Here is a 16,889-nt window from a genome sequence, read left to right on the forward strand (position 1 = left end):
CATCTCTGTTCTTCGAAACAACACTGCTTGTTTTCGGCAACTGCTCCGAGGGTATGCCCTTTAGCACGAAACACCCACTAAAGCACCTACCAAATTCAGCACATCCTCCGGCTTCTGCGCTTCAATAAGCGCAGGAGAGCCACAAGATGCGAGTATAGCACGTATCGAACATCCTAAAAGTCTATGTCCGACACGATTTTTTCTATCAGTAACTTGACTGTATGAATCGGGAAATCGGTTCGCACAATTCGGTCAGCAAATACACGTTTCACTTCCGTGGGGAGTTGCGCCTCCATTACCTTCCTCGCCATATGCTCATCGCCTTGAAAACGAGCCGTCAACCTCTTCATCCGATTTTCTTCTCCGGAATCCAGCACCCAAACTTCATCGAAGTAAGGATGGGTAACCGTCTCGATGAGTAAAGGAATTTCGAAAAAGCATGTCCCCTCCGCATTTTCCCCCCACGAAAACATGCGATTCAAAACCAAAGGATGCATACAGGCATTAAGTCGCCTCCGGAAGTTAGCGTCACTAAAAGCCATTTCTCGAAGCCAAGTTTTGTTTACTTTTCCCCCTCGTACTGCTTCTTCTCCAAACTCCTCCTTGAGTTTCCTCTGGAAATCCGGGTCTTCATACAAACTCGAGACAATCTCATCTGCGCTGATTCCTGGGAACCCCAGCTCTTTCAAAAAAAATAAGACCGTGCTCTTTCCGTCACACGGTCCGCCCGTTATGGCAATGCGCACTTCTTAATCGTAACTTATTCTTCTACTTTGTTTTTTTTAATCGTTTCGTTTTTTCTGCTCGTTTGGAGCTTCATTTCACGTGAACTTTTCAGATTAGTCCGCATTTTCTGCTTCTCTTCGTTCCGGATGCTCTTGTTCCTCGGACGCTTCTAAATCTACTGCAGCGACGCTGCTTTCCGATTGTTCCGTTTCAACCGATTCGTCGGATTGTTCTTCATCCCGCTGAATTAAGCCTCTTAGAGCGCCAAGTCGCTCGCCTATAGTCGTACCCGTCGAATGGGGTTCTTCTTCGGTTCGAGTTATACGTCTCTGTCGCCCTTTACGCTTCGGCTCTCGTCTCGGCTGACGTTCTTCATAAGGAAGAAGCGCCTTCATAGACAACACCATTCTTCTTTCTTCCGGACGAAGTTCGATAACTTGAACGTCCACTTCGTCTCCCGGTTTGACAATATCCGACGGTCTCGAGATTCTGCGGTGAGCCATTTCACTCACAGGGATAAATGCCTCCGCTCCTTCAGGGAGTCTTACGAAGGCACCGCTTTGCACCACGCGAGAGATTTTCGTCTTCAGTTGTTGCCCGATGTGATAGTTTTCTTTTATGCTAACCCACGGGTCGGGGAGAACATGGCGTCGCCCCAAACTTACTCTTCCTCTTTCGGGGTCAACACGTAAAACCATCACGGTTACCTCGTCGCCGACTTTAAGCTCTTCGCGAGGATGCTCGAGCCTTGCCCATGAAATTTCGCTCACGTGAAGCAACCCATCTACCCCGTTCAAATCAACGAAAGCGCCGTAATCCACGAGGCGTCGAACTTTCCCTTTTAGAATGTCGCCGTTTCGAACATTCGCGAAAAATTCTTTTCGCCTTTGTTCCCGCAGGATTTCTTCTGCCTCTTTGTTGGAGAGGACGACTTTATTTCTGACGCTATCTATATCAATGATTTTCAATGGGATGCTTTGTCCCACGTACCTATCTAATTTTTTGATATCGCTCGTAGCGACATGGGATGCAGGCACAAACCCTCTAACGCCTACATCTACTTCTAATCCGCCTCGAACGCGATTAATAACCATTGCGTTGATAATTCTTCCGGACTTGTAGTCTTCGACGAGACGTTCCCATGCTGCCTCGAAATCCGCGAGCCTTTTGCTCACTATCGGGTTCCCCTCTCGAGAGTCGGGTCTTATCACTTTCACCTTGATTCTGTCGCCGACTTTGACGACATCCGAAGCGGAATCAATTGCCTTCTGCGAAAGTTCAGCCAGAGGAATGACGCCTTCTGCTTTCTGGCGTTTTTGCCCGAGGTCGACAAAAACTCGGTCTTTGTCTACTTGAACAACAGTTGCTGTGACGACTTCGCCTTTTGTTAGCGGCTGCGGAACTTCGTCGATTCCCTCCGAAGCAAATTCCTCCATAGCCGCGGAGAACTCGTCGTATCCGTTCTTTCGTTCGAACTTTTCAGAGTTTTCGTCGTTTTGGTTCGTGTTCGATTCGTTCTTTTTAGATTCGTTCGAGCCCTCGATAGCCTGGACATCGTTTTCCGGCTGATGAGAGGGCATCATTGTTGTCTCGTCGGTCATAGTCATTTCCCCTAATCACTATATCTCGCGCGCGGTTTCGGGCGAAGTGTAAGTATTGCATACTTTCATATATTCTTGCGTAGAAAATTTCCAACATAAATGACAGTAATTCACTTTATCGAGGAAAAAAGAGACGGGCGTGAGCATTCCGCCGAGTCCATCGAAACTTTTATCCGAGATATTTCAGAAGGAAAAATCCCGGATTATCAAATCGCCGCTTGGCTGATGGCTGTGTATTTACGAGGATTGTCTGTTTCCGAGGTTGTCGCGCTCACACGAGCCATCGCGGAGTCGGGAGAAAAACCTGACCTCTCAAGCCTTCCGAGACCGATTCTCGATAAACACAGTACAGGAGGAGTGGGAGATGCAACCACACCTATTGTGCTGCCGATTCTGGGGGCATGCGGGATAACAGTAGTCAAAATGGCAGGTAGGGGTTTGGGATTCACTGGAGGAACGATAGACAAACTCGAGGCAATTCCCGGATTTCGAACCGACTTGACAGCGGAGCGCTTAGTGTCGCAAGCGCGCGAAATCCGAATCGCCCTCGCAGAGCAAAGCGAAAAACTCGTGCCAGCCGACAAAAAACTTTACGCCCTGCGCGATGCCACAGGAACAGTAGACTCTCTTCCTTTAATTGCCTCGAGTGTCATGAGCAAAAAACTCGCATGCGGTGCAGATGGAATCGTATTGGATGTGAAAGTCGGTTCAGGGGCATTCATGAAAACGGAAGATAGAGCGAGAGAACTCGCAAAGCTCATGGTGGAAATCGGTAGAGGCGCAGGGAAAACAGTACGCGCAATTTTAACGACAATGAATCAGCCTCTTGCTAAGGCGGTAGGGAATGCACTGGAAGTGAAAGATGCAATCTTGGAACTCAAAAACGGATGTCGAGGCAGGTTGGGACGAGTCGCCTTGACGCTCGCAAAGGAAGCGATTGAGATTGCGAAATCTTTGGGGGGGCATCCAAAAGTAAACGACCCATCGGAAGTCGTGAGCAATGGGGCTGCTGTCGAAAAATTGCGAGAATGGATAAAAGCACAAGGGGGGGTAAGCGAAGTCGTGGACAACCCCGATAACGTTCTGCCGAGAGCGCCGATTCGCCGCGAATGCAAGGCGAGTTCTTCGGGTTTTATAATAGAATTTGCGACGGCTGAAATCGGTGAAATAGCACGTGAGTTGGGTGCTGGTAGGTTTCGCAAAGAAGATGAGATTAATCCCGCTGTGGGATTAGAAGTTCGCAAGGAACTGGGGGATGAGGTGCATTCTGGTGACTTGCTTTTCGTAATTCACGCATCTTCGAACGAGAGCGCGGATAAAGCGGCTGCGAAGTTATTAAGCGCAGTTAAGATTGGAGATCAGCAGGCAGAGGAAAAACTCATAGTTGATATCATTTAGCAACTTTATTTATTTGAAAGAAAATGCGTTCCCAAACAGAGTTTGGGAACGAGGGAACAAAACGAGGAAGAAATAAAACTTTATTTCAAACGTAAACTATCGAAAAACATTTCTATATCAGGTGATGCTATTTTTTCTCGAGCGCACACCGTAGTTAATGTAAACATCCCTTTATCGTTTGCGAAAACCATGATCTTCATAACTTGGGGTGATTGTGTCGAAATTAAAAATTCTCTTCCTACTACATTGTCTCTCGATATTTCTCTTTCATTTAAAACTTTATGTCCACCTTTTATAATGCTGTCAGTGAAACCAGCCAGGGCATCTTTTTTCTTCGATAAGGTGTCTAAAGGCTTCGGGGATTTCATGTAAAAGACAATAAAACTTACTCCGTCCTCTTCACATGTCAGTGCGGTGGCAGTTAATCCCCTGAGGTTCATTTGGTCTTCTTTCGGCTTTTTCGGCAATCCGAGTTCGAACCCTAAATCCGACCTCTCGACACGCACCCATCCGGGAGGGAGTTTTATCTTTTCCTGTCGAGAACAACCATAAAGCGACGTAATTATCGCTACTATTACTAACAATCCCTGCCTTGCACCCATTTTCATCTTTACAAAAACTTCCCTACGAAATTTTGCATGGGAGAGTGCCTCCCGAAAGCTTGCCTCGGCGAAACTTAGCTACATTATATCGAAAACGGTCGAAAAACGCCAGCGAGAGAGCAGAAAAATGCTGCGTCCGTTTTATAAAAAAGCGAGTCGCGACAAAGATTACGTATCGGATTGCACTACGATTGATTGTATTTTATTTATTTATCCGAAACGAGTCGCGCATCACAAAAACGTATTCGAGAACACAGAGTTTGGAATGAGGAAACAAGGAATGAAAAATAAGGATGCGGTTCCCAAACAGAGTTTGTGAACGAGGGAGCAAAGGTGCGTTCCCAACAGAGTTTGTGAACGAGGGAGCAAAGGTGCGCTCCCAAACAGAGTTTGGGAACGAGAAAAAAAATAACGAAATGAGTTTGGGAGCGAGGGAGCAGGAATTAAAATAAGACGTAGTTCCCAAACAGAGTTTGGGAACAGAGAAATTGCAACGCAAAAATTCCTACTTGAGCGAGCTCGGAGTGGAAAAAAAATTAATCGTCCGACCACGCTGGTAAGGCGCGCATAAAGTGCTCTGCTCGCACACGAGCCCTTTGGATCGTCAAATCCGGTTGCCAGCGCATAAACCACCGTGCAATGAGTTCTTGAACTTCTGCACGCGATTTCAACTCTCCGTTCGGGTTCGAGCACTCGTTGCAATAGACATCCGACTCCCCTTTGTTTTGAGGGTCGTTCAAACTTGCAGCACAAGAATGACAGTAATCAGCCATGTAATTTTCTCCTTTTTAGGGTGAGGGCGGAATAATACCAATTATTGAAGTATTTCACCAGCACAAAAACTTACAAGACACTTCCGGGAAGGTTATAGTCTCCACTGCAGGAGCAGTAGCATGAACTTCAAGCACAAAATTCATTAGGTCTTTGGATGTAATACGAAGTCGAAATAAATATGGTTTCACTCCAAAGAGGTTTTATCCAAACTCAACCAAATCCGAAGAGCCATTGCAATCGCGCCTACGAAGGCGCCGAAACCCACTGCGCGCTGCACGGCATCGTTGGCTACGGTCAACAGCCAAGTGCGAGGCTCTGTAACGAACGCGTCTATCTTTGCGCCGACTTCGAGCGCTTGTTGTGAAAAGAGCGATCCGATGAATTGCCCCGCAGGAACTTGAGCCAAAACCACGAAAGCGGCAACTATCGTCAAAACTGCTGCATCGAAAGTGCGTATACGAAATGCGCGATACGCTGCGGAAACCAAATACGCCGCCAATAAGCCGAACATCGTAGAACCCAACGGAAATTGCATCTTCATAAAAAGCAAATCGTTCAAAGATTTCCAAAAATCCGGGGGGGCAGCATTCGTTCGATAACCTATCTGAACTATGAGCATGACAAGGAGAGCGAGCAAAACGACTGCACTATAGAATCTTCCCGTTTCACCTCGAACGAGACGCCTGCCATGCACGCTGAGCAAGCTGATCAAGCCCATGCCGAAACCGAAAGTCATCACAGTCGGAACGAAATTCGCAAGCGCTCCTGCCCATTCATGGAAGAGAGTAGAAGTTGCAGGATTCCCCAAAGCGACGAGAGAACCATCGGGCTGCGAACCGGTTGCGATGCGCAAATCTTCGAGGTTCGTGCCTTCCCAAAGACCGATGCGCAGTCTTCCGTCTTGAGCCTCATTTTCCGTAGGACGAACCCCCCCTACGATAAGGATGCGAAGTCGCCCGTTATCGGAAACGGCACGCACATCCACGATTTCGTCGAAAAATGGCGCTCGGAAGATTTCCTCTCGCAAAATTACGTCCTTCGGAAGACTTTCTTTAGCCCCCCCACAAAAAACGCGCCCCACTGGCTTAGCGTCTCGAATTTCAGTAACCGTAAGAATGGGCGAACCTTCCGGCATTTGCGATAGCAACAAAAATCGCCCATCGGACAAAGGGGAAAGCGCTAATGGAGTTTCCGGGTCTTGCAGACGCAGAAATACACCTTCACTCTTCCAATTCATCAAATCATCGCTTGTCGCTGAGTGGACGACTCCTCGCCCATAAACGATATAAAGCATGCGATATCCTCGCGCGGTTCGAAACACGGTAAACCAATGCGGACCTCCGGGGGTTTCCCTTGCGTCGAAGATCGCTCGATTTCGAGGGATCCAATTTCGCCCATCCTCGCTTTCCGCCAAGCAGATTCTTCTTCGGTCGTCTTTACCCAAACCCAAATAAAGGAGTTTGAAGCCGTCTTCTGTAGAAAAAACAGAAGGTCTTTTTGCGCCGTAATAATCGTCGCGACGAAAAGGAGAAAAACCGAAAACTCTTTCGCGCACGTTCGTCGCGCGCAAATCCATTCGCACGAGATAGGCACCTTGTTGATGCTCGCTGAGCGGTTGAGGTGCTTTACGCGAACCGGATGTATAAAAAAGAGTCGTTCCTAAAAGGTCGGGAGCATACATTCCGTATCGGTCGATTCCCCCCCCTATTTCCGTCGGCAAGAAAAACGCCAAAATCCATATGAGGCCGAATCCGAATGTGATGCCCCAAATCAAAGCGCGTTTCAAACGAAACACGTGTTATCCCTCATTTTTGTCATGCAGCGAATTTCACCAGCCCAAAAGACCTTCGAGAGGATTCAATACGGGATAGAAAATAGCGGCAACAGAGCCGAAAAATAATAACACTAAAAGCAATAACTTCGCCATGTCCTGCCCGCTCAACATTCCGACTTGCACAGGGTTACGCGAGAGATATGCACTCGCGGCATACAGTTCTTCGCCGATTAAAGTGTAATCGCAAGTGCATATAAAAAAAGGAATTTGAAAATAATCCGCAGTAGCAGCGACTTGAATCGCACCGATGCGGTTACCTGTTTCCGCAATCAAAAGGGATTCGAAACCGAAAGAGCCGAAATAAAAACCGGCGGCGGCTTGTTCTCGAGTGAGAATGCCAATCGTGCCCGCTGCGAATGCGCTCTGGTCGCGTGAAAGAAATCGAACGTCGCTGTGATGAAAAAATTCTTCCTTTCCTTCGCTGCGATACGCCTCACGCAAAATCTCCTCGGCAGCGGGAACGACTGGCGGCTCCATCACAGGGACGATGACGCGAACCATAAACTTAGCGCACTGTCGGGCGATCCACCCGAGAACCGCTAAACCCGCTAAAACTTGCATGTTATCCAAACTGGCTATCCCTGGAGTGAAGACTACGGGTCTTCCCATTTCTGTAGCGCGTCCTACTGCTTCCTCTAACGCATCTATGCCCGGAATGCGGCGGATAAAATATTCTTTTCCACGACGTGCGAACATCGTTCGCATAAGAATGAGTCCGCAGACTAAGAAAGCGAGAATACGCATTGACCAGGGAAGGTCCATAATTAAAGAGGATACGCCAAAAAAGATTGATTAATACGGACTACAATAAAAAATTAGATGCCTATTTACGATTATCTCTGCGAGGAATGCGGCAAACGCTTTACTGTTTTGATAGGTGTCGTACAAGAAAGCGATGACGAAAGTTGCCCGCATTGTTCTTCCAAACATACGAAAAGACTTATCGGAAGGTTTGCTCGAGTGCGTTCGGAAGAAGAACGGCTATCGGATGTGGAAGATAAATTAGAGCGAATGCACGAACCGGATTCCTATTCGGAAATTCGAAGGACGATGCGAGAAATGGGCTCTGCTATGGACGATGATTCTGCAGACGATTTGGAAGAACTTTTCGAAGAAGACATCGAAGGAAAATCAGACGAGGAAGAATAGGGGGGGGTACGATGAAAAGTTGTAACTTTCTCATCGAGAGAGGAAAAAGAACGAGTAGTTTTTAAAAACCCCCTCCTTAGAAGTTCCCCCTGCTTCGCAAGGGGAACCAGATTTATGAAAAATCATATTAGGTTTTTTTCAAGCAGCGCAAAGGGAAAAGCTTAAACGATCCGCTATCCAATATCGAAGACAAGGATATGATTAACCTCATATTTACGGGGTCGATAACGAAGCAACTTCATGAAGTCTATGTTGTAAACTGGGGCTATGAATAACCCATTCGAGGTGGCTCAAGCACAATTAGACGAAGCCGCCCACTTACTGAACTTAGACAAGGATATCCACGAACTTCTTCGATATCCTATGGCAGAACATCATTTTCGAATCCCCATTCGCATGGACGATGGTTCTGTGCGGGTGTTTTCCGGTTATCGCGTGCAATACAATTGGGCGCGCGGACCTTGCAAGGGGGGAATTCGTTTTCACCCCGAAGAGACGATTGATACGATTCGCGCCTTAGCGGCATGGATGACGTGGAAAACAGCGTTGGTGGATTTGCCTTTAGGTGGGGGCAAAGGCGGAGTCGTTTGCAATCCGAAGCAAATGAGCGAAGGAGAACTCGAACGTCTGAGCAGAGGTTATGTTCGAGCGGCGAGTTCTATACTTGGTCCGGATTGGGATGTTCCTGCCCCCGATGTGTATACGAACCCCCAAATCATGGCATGGATGATGGACGAATACGAAAAAATTTATCGTACGCATGCACCTGGTTCGTTTACAGGAAAACCACTGAGTATCGGTGGCTCTCCTGGCCGAGACGATGCGACAGCACGGGGGGGCATGATTTGCCTGCGTGAAGCAGCGAATACATTAGAACTCGACTTGAAACATGCCACTGCTGCCATACAGGGTTATGGCAATGCAGGTTCTCATGCCCATCACTTGTTGCAGGATTTGTTCGGAACGAAAGTCGTCGCCCTTAGCGATTCGAAAGGCGGAATATACAATCGGGACGGATTGGACTACGAAGCAGTAGTCGCACATAAAGAGGCAACCGGAAGCGTGGTTGATTTCCCAGGCGCTACAAAAATTTCGAACAAAGACTTACTCGAACTCGATGTGGATGTTCTTCTTCCTGCAGCGTTAGAAAATCAAATCACCGAGGAAAACGCAAAAAATGTTCGTGCGAAAATCGTTGCCGAATTGGCGAACGGACCGACGACTCCCGAAGCGGACTCTATCCTCTTTTCGCGAAATATTTTCGTGATTCCAGATTTCTTGTGCAATGCAGGAGGTGTAACCGTTAGTTACTTCGAGCAAGTGCAAAACGCTTATAACTTTCGTTGGAAGTTAGGCGAAGTTTATGCTCGTTTGGACGAGACGATGACTGCGGCTTTTGCAAATGTTTTAGAAGTGCAACGAGAAAGGAACATTCCTCCGCGCATGGCTGCGTATTTAGTGGCAATCCAGCGGGTTGCGCAAGCCTGCAAAGACCGAGGATGGACCGGGGCTTATCTCAGGGAAGAGAAAAAACCGGCTCAGCCTGCTCGCCAGGCTTTCAAAACCTCTTCTAAAACCTGATCAGGCGTTAAGTTATCCGTAACGATTACGATTGCATCGGGTGCCACGCGCAGTGGGCTATCTTCGCGTGTGCTGTCCCTTTCGTCTCGCTGTGCGATTTGCGCTTCAATTTCTTCGAGGGGGGGCACGGCTTGCCCTTTTTCTTTCAATTCTTTCCATCTTCTTCGCGCGCGTTCGCTAACTGATGCCGTTAGAAAAATTTTCAATTTCGCATCGGGACATACTACCGTCGTCGTATCGCGACCTTCGATGACTGCGGGCTTTTCTTCCAGCATTCTTTTTTGTTTTTCGACCAAAGCACGCCGAACTTCCGAATGCGTGCTGAGCGCGCTTGCGAGTTCTCCGATTTCGAGAGTTCGAATCTCTTCCGTTACATCCTCCCCGTTCACGATTACGTGTTGACTGTTATCCTGTAAAAGACGAATACAAGCATTGCGCGCAATTTCCGCCGCCTTTTCGCCATCGTTCGGACCGAGACCGTTTCGCAACGCTAAAAGCGCGACAGCTCGATACATAGCCCCTGTGTCTATGTATAGAAAACCTAATTTCTTCGCAAGAGCCTTCGCTAACGTGCTTTTTCCTGCTCCTGCTGGTCCGTCTATCGCAATGACTGCTTTCGGCATATTCTTTAATTTCGATTTTAATTTCGATTTCGTTGATTTCGAACCTCTAAAGGCGAGATTCGCACTCGGATCAATCGCGGCTGCGCTTCTACATTTTGGCTAAACGAAGAAGTTCTTCTTCGAATCCTGGAAAACTCGTGGCAATCGTTTCCGCGTTGGTAATACGTGTTTCGCCTTCTGCTAAAAGTCCCGCAACTGCGAACGCCATTCCGATGCGATGGTCGTTCTGTGCATCGATGACAGCGCCTCGCAAGCGAACCGGTCCTTCGACTGCAAGACCGTCATCGAACGTTTCTACCTTCGCTCCCATCGCTCGCAAACCTCTTGCAACCGTTTCGATGCGGTCGCTTTCCTTTACTCGCAATTCTGAAGCATCTCGAATGACCGAAACTCCGTTGCACTGCGTTGCAAACACAGAAAGTATCGGAATTTCATCGATCAATCGAGGAATGTTCGCACCTCCGATTTCGAAAGATTGATATTCGGATGAACTTTTTTCGAAATGAATATCGGCTACGGGTTCACCTTGTTCCGTTCTTCGATTGGCGATTTCAAAACATACCCCACAAGACTGAAGAACACCCAAAATCCCATTGCGTGTCGGATTGATTCCGACTTCCCGAACATGCAAATCTCCCCGCAAACAAGCGGCAGCAACCATAAAAAAAGCGGCGGACGAAATGTCGCCGGGAATTCGCATGATAACACTTTTAGGTTTCCCCGAACGTATGCTCACTTTGCAATGTTCGATTTGCACTTCGCAACCTGCATGTCGAAGCATGCGTTCTGTGTGGTCACGACTTGCTGCCGGTTCTTCGATAATGGTTTCTCCTTCTGCGAATAATCCCGCCAAGAGCAAAGCGGATTTCACCTGCGCACTCGCTATGGGCAAGCGATAATGAATTCCTTTTAATCTTGCAGGTTTTATTTTTATAGGCGCTGTATCTCCTTCGACGTTTGCTCCCATAAGACGGAGCGGTTCGATGACACGACGCATAGGTCTTCTGGAAAGCGATTCGTCTCCTACAAGTTCTGCTTCGACCCCTACTCCGGCTAACAAACCTGTCATAAGACGCATCGTTGTCCCGGAATTTCCGCACCATAACGGACGACCCGGGGAACGAAATTCCGAAGGGAAAATTTGCACATCATCATGGCTCGATTCGACTCGCGCTCCCAAATCTCGAAGAATTTGCAAAGTGTCTTCGCAATCTCGCGCTCGCAAGGGATTCGAGATTTCCCCCCCCGAAATCGAAATCGCGCCAATCATATAGGCGCGATGCGTGATGCTTTTATCGCTCGGAGGTCGAAACTCCCCCCCGAAGCCGGAGGCTTTACGAAGGACTAACTCTCCCACCCTGCTTTTGCCTTTCGAGACGCTTCGAAAAAGTCGAGCAATGCTTCATGTTGTTCCGCATCCACGGCTTTGCGAAGTTGTTCGAGCATATATTCCAAATCTTCCAAAGCAGAAACGATTTGCGCTCGGTTGTTGCGAAAAATATTCGCCCAAAGTTCGGGATTCGCTCCTGCAACTCGAGTCAAATCTTTCCAACTCGGACCTGCGATTTCCGGATGCACCAAATTGCTTCCCAATTGCGCGAGAATTCCTGCAATTGCATGAGGAAGGTGCGAAAGAATCGCAGCGTGCCTATCGTGCTCTTCGGGAGTCAATATGACTGGCTGCGCACCTAAAGAAACGACCAAAGAGCGAATCGCTTCCAACGCGCCTTTGTCCGTTTTTTCCGTAGGCGTCAAAACCCACGCACGATTTTCGAAAAGATTCGGGTCGGCATATTCTGCTCCGCTATGCTCACTACCAGCCATCGGATGACCACCGACGAAACGCGGACCGAATCGCAAAGGATACGTTTCCGTCCACGAAACCACGTTCGCCTTCACACTGCTCGTATCCGTTACGATGCAGTTCACTTTGCAAAATACGTCCGCTTCTACGAGGCATGGAATCACCTGATTCGGAGGAACGGCGATAATCAAAATATCCGCATCACCTAAGCGGTTTAGAGTTTCATAAATCTGATCTACCGCGCCACGCTCGGCGGCGGCATTTCGGGCTTCTTCTGAAACATCGAAACCGATAACTCGCTTAGCGACTCCTATATTCCGCAAGCGCATACCTATCGAAGCTCCGATAAGCCCGAGACCAACGATTCCTACAGTGCCGTAATTTACGCGTCGCATATTTTATAAAAGGATTTTATTCTGAAAGGATTTTGTATTTTATGTGATTCGAGGAGGTGAAAGACGCAAAAAGACTATGGCGCCTCGATAAACGCTGTTTTATTTCAGCGAAGGCTCGCCGTTGAACTTGCTTTTGGAACGCGCGTATTCAGCACTGCGTCGTATCCAATATTGAAATACCTCCGTATTGTCCAATATCGAAGAGGGGAGCTCTACATATTCGCTCATCTCTGGAGCGCCAGGACCGGGGCAGAAAGTTTTCGCTCCTTCGAGTCGAAGTGCCTCTTCTCTATCTTGCGGTGAAAGTTTGAGCCCGACAGAGTCGTCCAAAAGAATGGCAAACATTTTTTCGCCTGTGTAAATACCCATTCCTCCGAACATTTTTCGAGCGCGGGCGTCCAAGCCCTCGGAGGCTTTCATTACTTGTTCGTATCTTGAAGGTCGGTATGCCATAGTAAATAAAATGTCAAAGGAGTCAGGCAAGCGTTTCCTTTTGAATCACGAGCAGAGCACTCGTCCCTCGCATGCATTCCAGTGGGAATCTGACTCCCATCGGCATTAAGTGTCGCAATTATACCCTTAAAAATTTTTGTTGTGGTGGATTATTCTTTGTTGTAGCCCGATTTAGGAAATCTTTTCGTGGATAAACACAGGTGAAAACCCGAAAGGTCGCTGATCATTGGCGGGAGCGTGTAGGAATCGAACCTACCCGACCCGATTATGGGTCACACCGGTTTTGAAGACCGGGAGGCACACCAGCACCCATTCGCTCCCTTTCCTAACATTCAACCCTTACTTTCGAGGAGTGGTTCCGAGAAGTTTGACAGTATCCCTACGTATCGTGCAACGCAATTTTTAGGGTTTTCGTTCCTCGAGGTGGTAATGTTTCCGTAAAAGATGGAAGCGATTCCGAGCATCGAATTCTTCAAATACGAAAGTTTAGGAAACGATTTCGTCCTCATCGAGTCCTCGGAGGATTCGATGGATTTTCCATCACTGGCAAAAATGATGTGTAAAAGGCGATTCGGAATCGGTTCGGATGGTCTTTTGATTTTGAATCGTTCCACGATACCGTATAGCCTCCGCATGTTCAATCCGGATGGCACGGAGGACTTTTGCGGGAACGGATTGCGGTGTACCGCATTGCATCTTTCTTTTTCAGGAGAGGCATCGAATATCGTTCTTTTTCACGGGGGGGCTGAAATCCCGGTCTCCATCGGGATGGGAGGATGGATTGACGTAACTCTCCCGAGACCGAGTTTCGAACCACGAAGAGTGCCCTTAGCGGAAGGGATTCCAGAGATCTTCGATTCTCCGCTCGTCATCGAAGGAAATCGGTTTACTGCAACTGCGGTAAACACAGGTACGACTCATACGATTTTAGCAGTGGAATCCCCCCCCGATGACGAAACTTTTCGGAAAGTGAGCGCGGCATTGGAGCATCACCCTTATTTTCCTGAGCGAACATCCGTTATATGGCTTTGGGAAGTTTCTTATAACGTTTTGAAAATCCGCATTTGGGAACGCGGTGTCGGTGAAACCTTAGGATGCGGTACGGGGAGTGCGGCGGCTGCTGCTTACATGTTTCGAAAAAAACCGGGACTTCTTTCCGTCGGGGTGGAAAATCCTGGAGGGGATTGCGCGGTTGCAAAGGGACCGAACGGTAGTTTAGTCGTCAGCGCGAAAGCGCGAAAAGTTTTTCAGGGGAGGTTTTTCATTTCGGAAACGGGGATGCATGGGGAAGAGATGAAAAATGTGGTATAAAATAATTTGTTTTGGGGATGTAGCTCAGTTGGGAGAGCGCTTCAATGGCATTGAAGAGGTCGCCGGTTCGAGCCCGGTCATCTCCACCATATACAATACTGTTCATGCTTTTTTTGATGTGTAAAGGGTGATCTGAAAAAGGAGATCGTATGACGAGAGACATCCCATCTCGATTATTTGGTCAAACTTATAAGAACAGAAAAATACTGTTTTATAATATTTCTGTCTCAGATAACTAATAAACGAGTGGTCAAAAACGTGAGAGTGTTTTTTGGGAGTTCTTCAAGTGAGCAATGAGGATAAGTTTAGCCTAGGATTTATCGCAGAGTATGTGGGTCCGAATAACGCATTTTATGGCGGTTTATTGATTACCAATGAATGTGGACTGCCTAGAGAATTTCGACATACTGAAGCGGTAAAGCCAACAAGGATTCAGCAGATTCTTTATGGGGAAGCTCTGCTTGAATCAATTGGAACAGATGCCATTGGCCCAGCATTGCTTTCACAACTTGTAATGAAACCCACCTTGCTTCTTATTGATACAAGTTCTCGAAAGATATTTGGGACATTTTGTGCTAATTATCCAAGAGTTGCTTTGTTAGTCGCATCGCCTACAACGGAGAAGATATTTATGGAAAGCATTGCACCTGGAGAGGAGTTGTTAGATGCGGAACAGCTAAATAATTATGGAGTTGAAGGCAGTTACATTTTCGCTTACATTAAGGAGAATGGATCAGAGCAAATCGCGAGGAGGGCACTTGAAAGTGCGCAAAACCGAATGAATTTGCTATCACCGTTTCAGCGTGTGAGAACAGTATTGCAGCACATAGCAGAGCAAAGCCGTGCAAGGTAATCAAGAGCTCGATACCCCAACCTCATATCGATTGCAAAAGGGGATACGTGGTGTTCTTTTCCGAATATGGAAAGGTAAACGTTTGCGCGTTGCACCTGCATCGAGACTTGACATTCAGAAACCATACACCCCTTCGACTCGATCCCTTGAATTACTTTTTCGTCGCCCGTCATGTTATGCCGAGCAGCTTGCATTATTACAACCTACTGTCCAAGGCAAGATATTCAAAGGTTCACCAATAGCAACTGAGGCGCTACCTCCAGAATCTAAAAGAACAAGTTTGGGAGATGGTTCAAGCACGAGACGAGAGAAGCATAAAGATGATGTTATAGACCTAAACATTCTTTATGAACTTCTGTACCCCCCAGTAAGCGAAGCGGCGATTGATATAAGAGGTTTTGACGACCTTTACCCATACCAAGTCAAGGGTGTACAGTTCCTTTGCGAGCGATGGTCTGCTCTTTTAGCTGACGACATGGGGTTGGGGAAAACGGTTCAATGTGCAATTGCTGTAGCGATTCTTCTTAAACAACAGAGAATAGATCGAGCATTAATAATTTGCCCACGAGCAGTTATTAGACAATGGAAACAAGAGGCGCATCGTTGGGGGGGGTTATCGGCAACAATCATAGAAGGGTCACAAGAACAACGTAAAAGCCTTTGGAAATATAAAACTGGACTTATTTTAACAACACCGCATATAGTTTACAACGACAGTTCATACCTTCAAAAAGAAGTTTTCGACCTAGTCGTCTGTGATGATATAGGAATGTTAAAAAACCCTGGACAAATAGCTGAGAGTATTCGGAAATTACGCAGACATGCGTCTTGGTGTCTAAACGGTACTCCACTAGAAAACAAGCCAGAAGACGTGTTGAACATTATGGAATTCGTCTGTCCAGGTTTATTCAGCTATACAGAAAGACAAAAGGGATTAAACGCATCAGAAGTTCATCGTAGAATAAGTCCTTACTTTTTACGGCGTCGGAAGACAGATTACTTGGACTTGCCGCCTAAAGTACCAATAGGACCAATAGAAGTAGAACTTGAAGGTGAACAACTACGCGCTTATCGTGAAGCAGAAATTCGAGAATGGCACGCACTGCAAGAATCAGGTATACGCATAACTCAAATACATATATTTTCCGTGATCAATAGCTTAATACGCCTATGCAATTATCATCCTCCATCAGGGACAAGCGCAAAGCTCGAAGTTTTGGAAGACGAGATCGACATCGTCCTTAACGATTCAGATAACCGTGCAATCGTGTTCGCGCATGACGTGGAAGCACTCATGTTTATTCAAAAGAAGTTATCGCGTTATAGTCCTCTGCTATACCATGGCGGCCTTTCTGATTCGGAAAGAGCGCGGGTATTGGAAAATTTTCGCGGTCCATGCCACTTGCTTTTAGCATCCGTGAAAGCAGGTGGTAAAGGCCTAAATCTTCAACAAGCTTCATACGTCTTCCATTTCGATCGCACGTGGAATCCAGTCGATGAGATCCAAGCCGAAGATCGCTGCTATCGAATAGGTCAGAAAAATACACTTTTCGTTTACCGTTATCGTGTTAAGGACACGATTGAAGAACGCATTGACGAAGTTCTTTCTAAAAAAATTGACTTATTCAAACTGTACATAGACAGCCAAAGCGATACAACAATACTGGAGAGAGAGTTTACATCGAAGGTGAGTCTAGAAGACTTACTTGAAATCGTTCGCCCACCTAAATCTATCCAAAAGGGAAGCTAGACGCCTTAGTGAACTCAGTAAATTTCACGTTCACA

At 47.1% G+C, this 16,889-nt stretch carries 17 protein-coding genes and 2 tRNA genes; 8 read left to right on the forward strand and 11 right to left on the reverse strand.

Annotated elements, in window-relative coordinates:
• Positions 1–173 precede the first annotated feature (173 nt).
• Complete coding sequence (coaE, locus tag VNK96_04710) at positions 174–746, reverse strand: dephospho-CoA kinase (GenBank protein HWP31014.1); 573 nt, start codon at positions 744–746, stop codon at positions 174–176.
• Positions 747–839: 93 nt separating this feature from the next.
• Positions 840–2,327 carry a 30S ribosomal protein S1 gene (gene rpsA / locus VNK96_04715; protein ID HWP31015.1) on the reverse strand — a complete coding sequence of 496 codons (1,488 nt, stop codon included), beginning with the start codon at positions 2,325–2,327 and terminating at the stop codon, positions 840–842.
• 99 nt (positions 2,328–2,426) lie between these two features.
• Between rpsA and VNK96_04720 the strand changes: the two genes are divergently transcribed.
• Complete coding sequence (locus tag VNK96_04720) at positions 2,427–3,725, forward strand: thymidine phosphorylase (GenBank protein HWP31016.1); 1,299 nt, start codon at positions 2,427–2,429, stop codon at positions 3,723–3,725.
• Between the two features lie 80 nt (positions 3,726–3,805).
• On the opposite strand, the gene VNK96_04725 is transcribed toward VNK96_04720, so the two are convergent.
• On the reverse strand, positions 3,806–4,333 hold the full coding sequence (locus tag VNK96_04725; GenBank protein HWP31017.1) for a hypothetical protein: 528 nt from the start codon (positions 4,331–4,333) through the stop codon (positions 3,806–3,808).
• A 121-nt stretch (positions 4,334–4,454) separates the two neighbouring features.
• Here VNK96_04725 and VNK96_04730 point away from each other — a divergent pair, with 121 nt between their 5' ends.
• Positions 4,455–4,646: a hypothetical protein gene (locus VNK96_04730; protein HWP31018.1), complete on the forward strand. Its 192-nt coding sequence runs from the start codon at positions 4,455–4,457 to the stop codon at positions 4,644–4,646.
• A gap of 217 nt (positions 4,647–4,863) precedes the next feature.
• Here the strand turns inward: VNK96_04730 and VNK96_04735 are convergent, their stop codons facing one another.
• From VNK96_04735 to VNK96_04745, 3 genes are all read right to left on the reverse strand, one after another.
• Positions 4,864–5,100, reverse strand: a complete 237-nt coding sequence (locus VNK96_04735; GenBank protein ID HWP31019.1) for a zinc ribbon domain-containing protein — start codon at positions 5,098–5,100, stop codon at positions 4,864–4,866.
• Positions 5,101–5,285: 185 nt separating this feature from the next.
• Positions 5,286–6,896, reverse strand: coding sequence for a hypothetical protein (locus tag VNK96_04740; protein ID HWP31020.1), 1,611 nt, complete (start codon positions 6,894–6,896; stop codon positions 5,286–5,288).
• A gap of 33 nt (positions 6,897–6,929) precedes the next feature.
• Positions 6,930–7,697: a DUF6754 domain-containing protein gene (locus tag VNK96_04745; GenBank protein HWP31021.1), complete on the reverse strand. Its 768-nt coding sequence runs from the start codon at positions 7,695–7,697 to the stop codon at positions 6,930–6,932.
• Between the two features lie 57 nt (positions 7,698–7,754).
• Here VNK96_04745 and VNK96_04750 point away from each other — a divergent pair, with 57 nt between their 5' ends.
• Together VNK96_04750 and VNK96_04755 are read left to right on the forward strand one after the other, a co-directional pair.
• Positions 7,755–8,084: a zinc ribbon domain-containing protein gene (locus VNK96_04750; protein HWP31022.1), complete on the forward strand. Its 330-nt coding sequence runs from the start codon at positions 7,755–7,757 to the stop codon at positions 8,082–8,084.
• Between the two features lie 267 nt (positions 8,085–8,351).
• Positions 8,352–9,665, forward strand: coding sequence for a Glu/Leu/Phe/Val dehydrogenase (locus tag VNK96_04755; protein HWP31023.1), 1,314 nt, complete (start codon positions 8,352–8,354; stop codon positions 9,663–9,665).
• On the opposite strand, the gene cmk is transcribed toward VNK96_04755, so the two are convergent.
• The 5 genes from cmk to VNK96_04780 form a co-directional block, all read right to left on the reverse strand.
• Positions 9,623–10,288 carry a (d)CMP kinase gene (cmk, locus tag VNK96_04760; protein HWP31024.1) on the reverse strand — a complete coding sequence of 222 codons (666 nt, stop codon included), beginning with the start codon at positions 10,286–10,288 and terminating at the stop codon, positions 9,623–9,625. The genes VNK96_04755 and cmk overlap by 43 nt on opposite strands.
• An 88-nt stretch (positions 10,289–10,376) precedes the next feature.
• Complete coding sequence (gene aroA, locus VNK96_04765) at positions 10,377–11,645, reverse strand: 3-phosphoshikimate 1-carboxyvinyltransferase (GenBank protein ID HWP31025.1); 1,269 nt, start codon at positions 11,643–11,645, stop codon at positions 10,377–10,379.
• Entirely contained in the window at positions 11,633–12,487 is an 855-nt protein-coding gene (locus VNK96_04770) for a prephenate dehydrogenase/arogenate dehydrogenase family protein (GenBank protein ID HWP31026.1), read from the reverse strand. The genes aroA and VNK96_04770 overlap by 13 nt, the downstream gene beginning before the upstream one ends.
• A 99-nt stretch (positions 12,488–12,586) precedes the next feature.
• Positions 12,587–12,907, reverse strand: coding sequence for a TfoX/Sxy family protein (locus VNK96_04775; GenBank protein HWP31027.1), 321 nt, complete (start codon positions 12,905–12,907; stop codon positions 12,587–12,589).
• 260 nt (positions 12,908–13,167) lie between these two features.
• Positions 13,168–13,261, reverse strand: a tRNA-Sec gene (locus VNK96_04780).
• A gap of 123 nt (positions 13,262–13,384) precedes the next feature.
• Between VNK96_04780 and dapF the strand changes: the two genes are divergently transcribed.
• The 4 genes from dapF to VNK96_04800 all read left to right on the forward strand — a co-directional run bounded on the left by dapF (position 13,385) and on the right by VNK96_04800 (position 16,854).
• Positions 13,385–14,251 carry a diaminopimelate epimerase gene (gene dapF, locus VNK96_04785; protein ID HWP31028.1) on the forward strand — a complete coding sequence of 289 codons (867 nt, stop codon included), beginning with the start codon at positions 13,385–13,387 and terminating at the stop codon, positions 14,249–14,251.
• 13 nt (positions 14,252–14,264) lie between these two features.
• Positions 14,265–14,340 (forward strand) — tRNA-Ala (locus VNK96_04790).
• A 182-nt stretch (positions 14,341–14,522) separates the two neighbouring features.
• Complete coding sequence (locus VNK96_04795; protein HWP31029.1) at positions 14,523–15,104, forward strand: hypothetical protein; 582 nt, start codon at positions 14,523–14,525, stop codon at positions 15,102–15,104.
• Positions 15,094–16,854 (forward strand): DEAD/DEAH box helicase, encoded by a 1,761-nt coding sequence (locus tag VNK96_04800; protein HWP31030.1) that lies wholly within the window; start codon positions 15,094–15,096, stop codon positions 16,852–16,854. The genes VNK96_04795 and VNK96_04800 overlap by 11 nt, the downstream gene beginning before the upstream one ends.
• The last annotated feature ends 35 nt before the right edge of the window (positions 16,855–16,889 follow it).

This window comes from Fimbriimonadales bacterium, assembly GCA_035559795.1.
Classification (GTDB): domain Bacteria; phylum Armatimonadota; class Fimbriimonadia; order Fimbriimonadales; family ATM1; genus DATMAR01.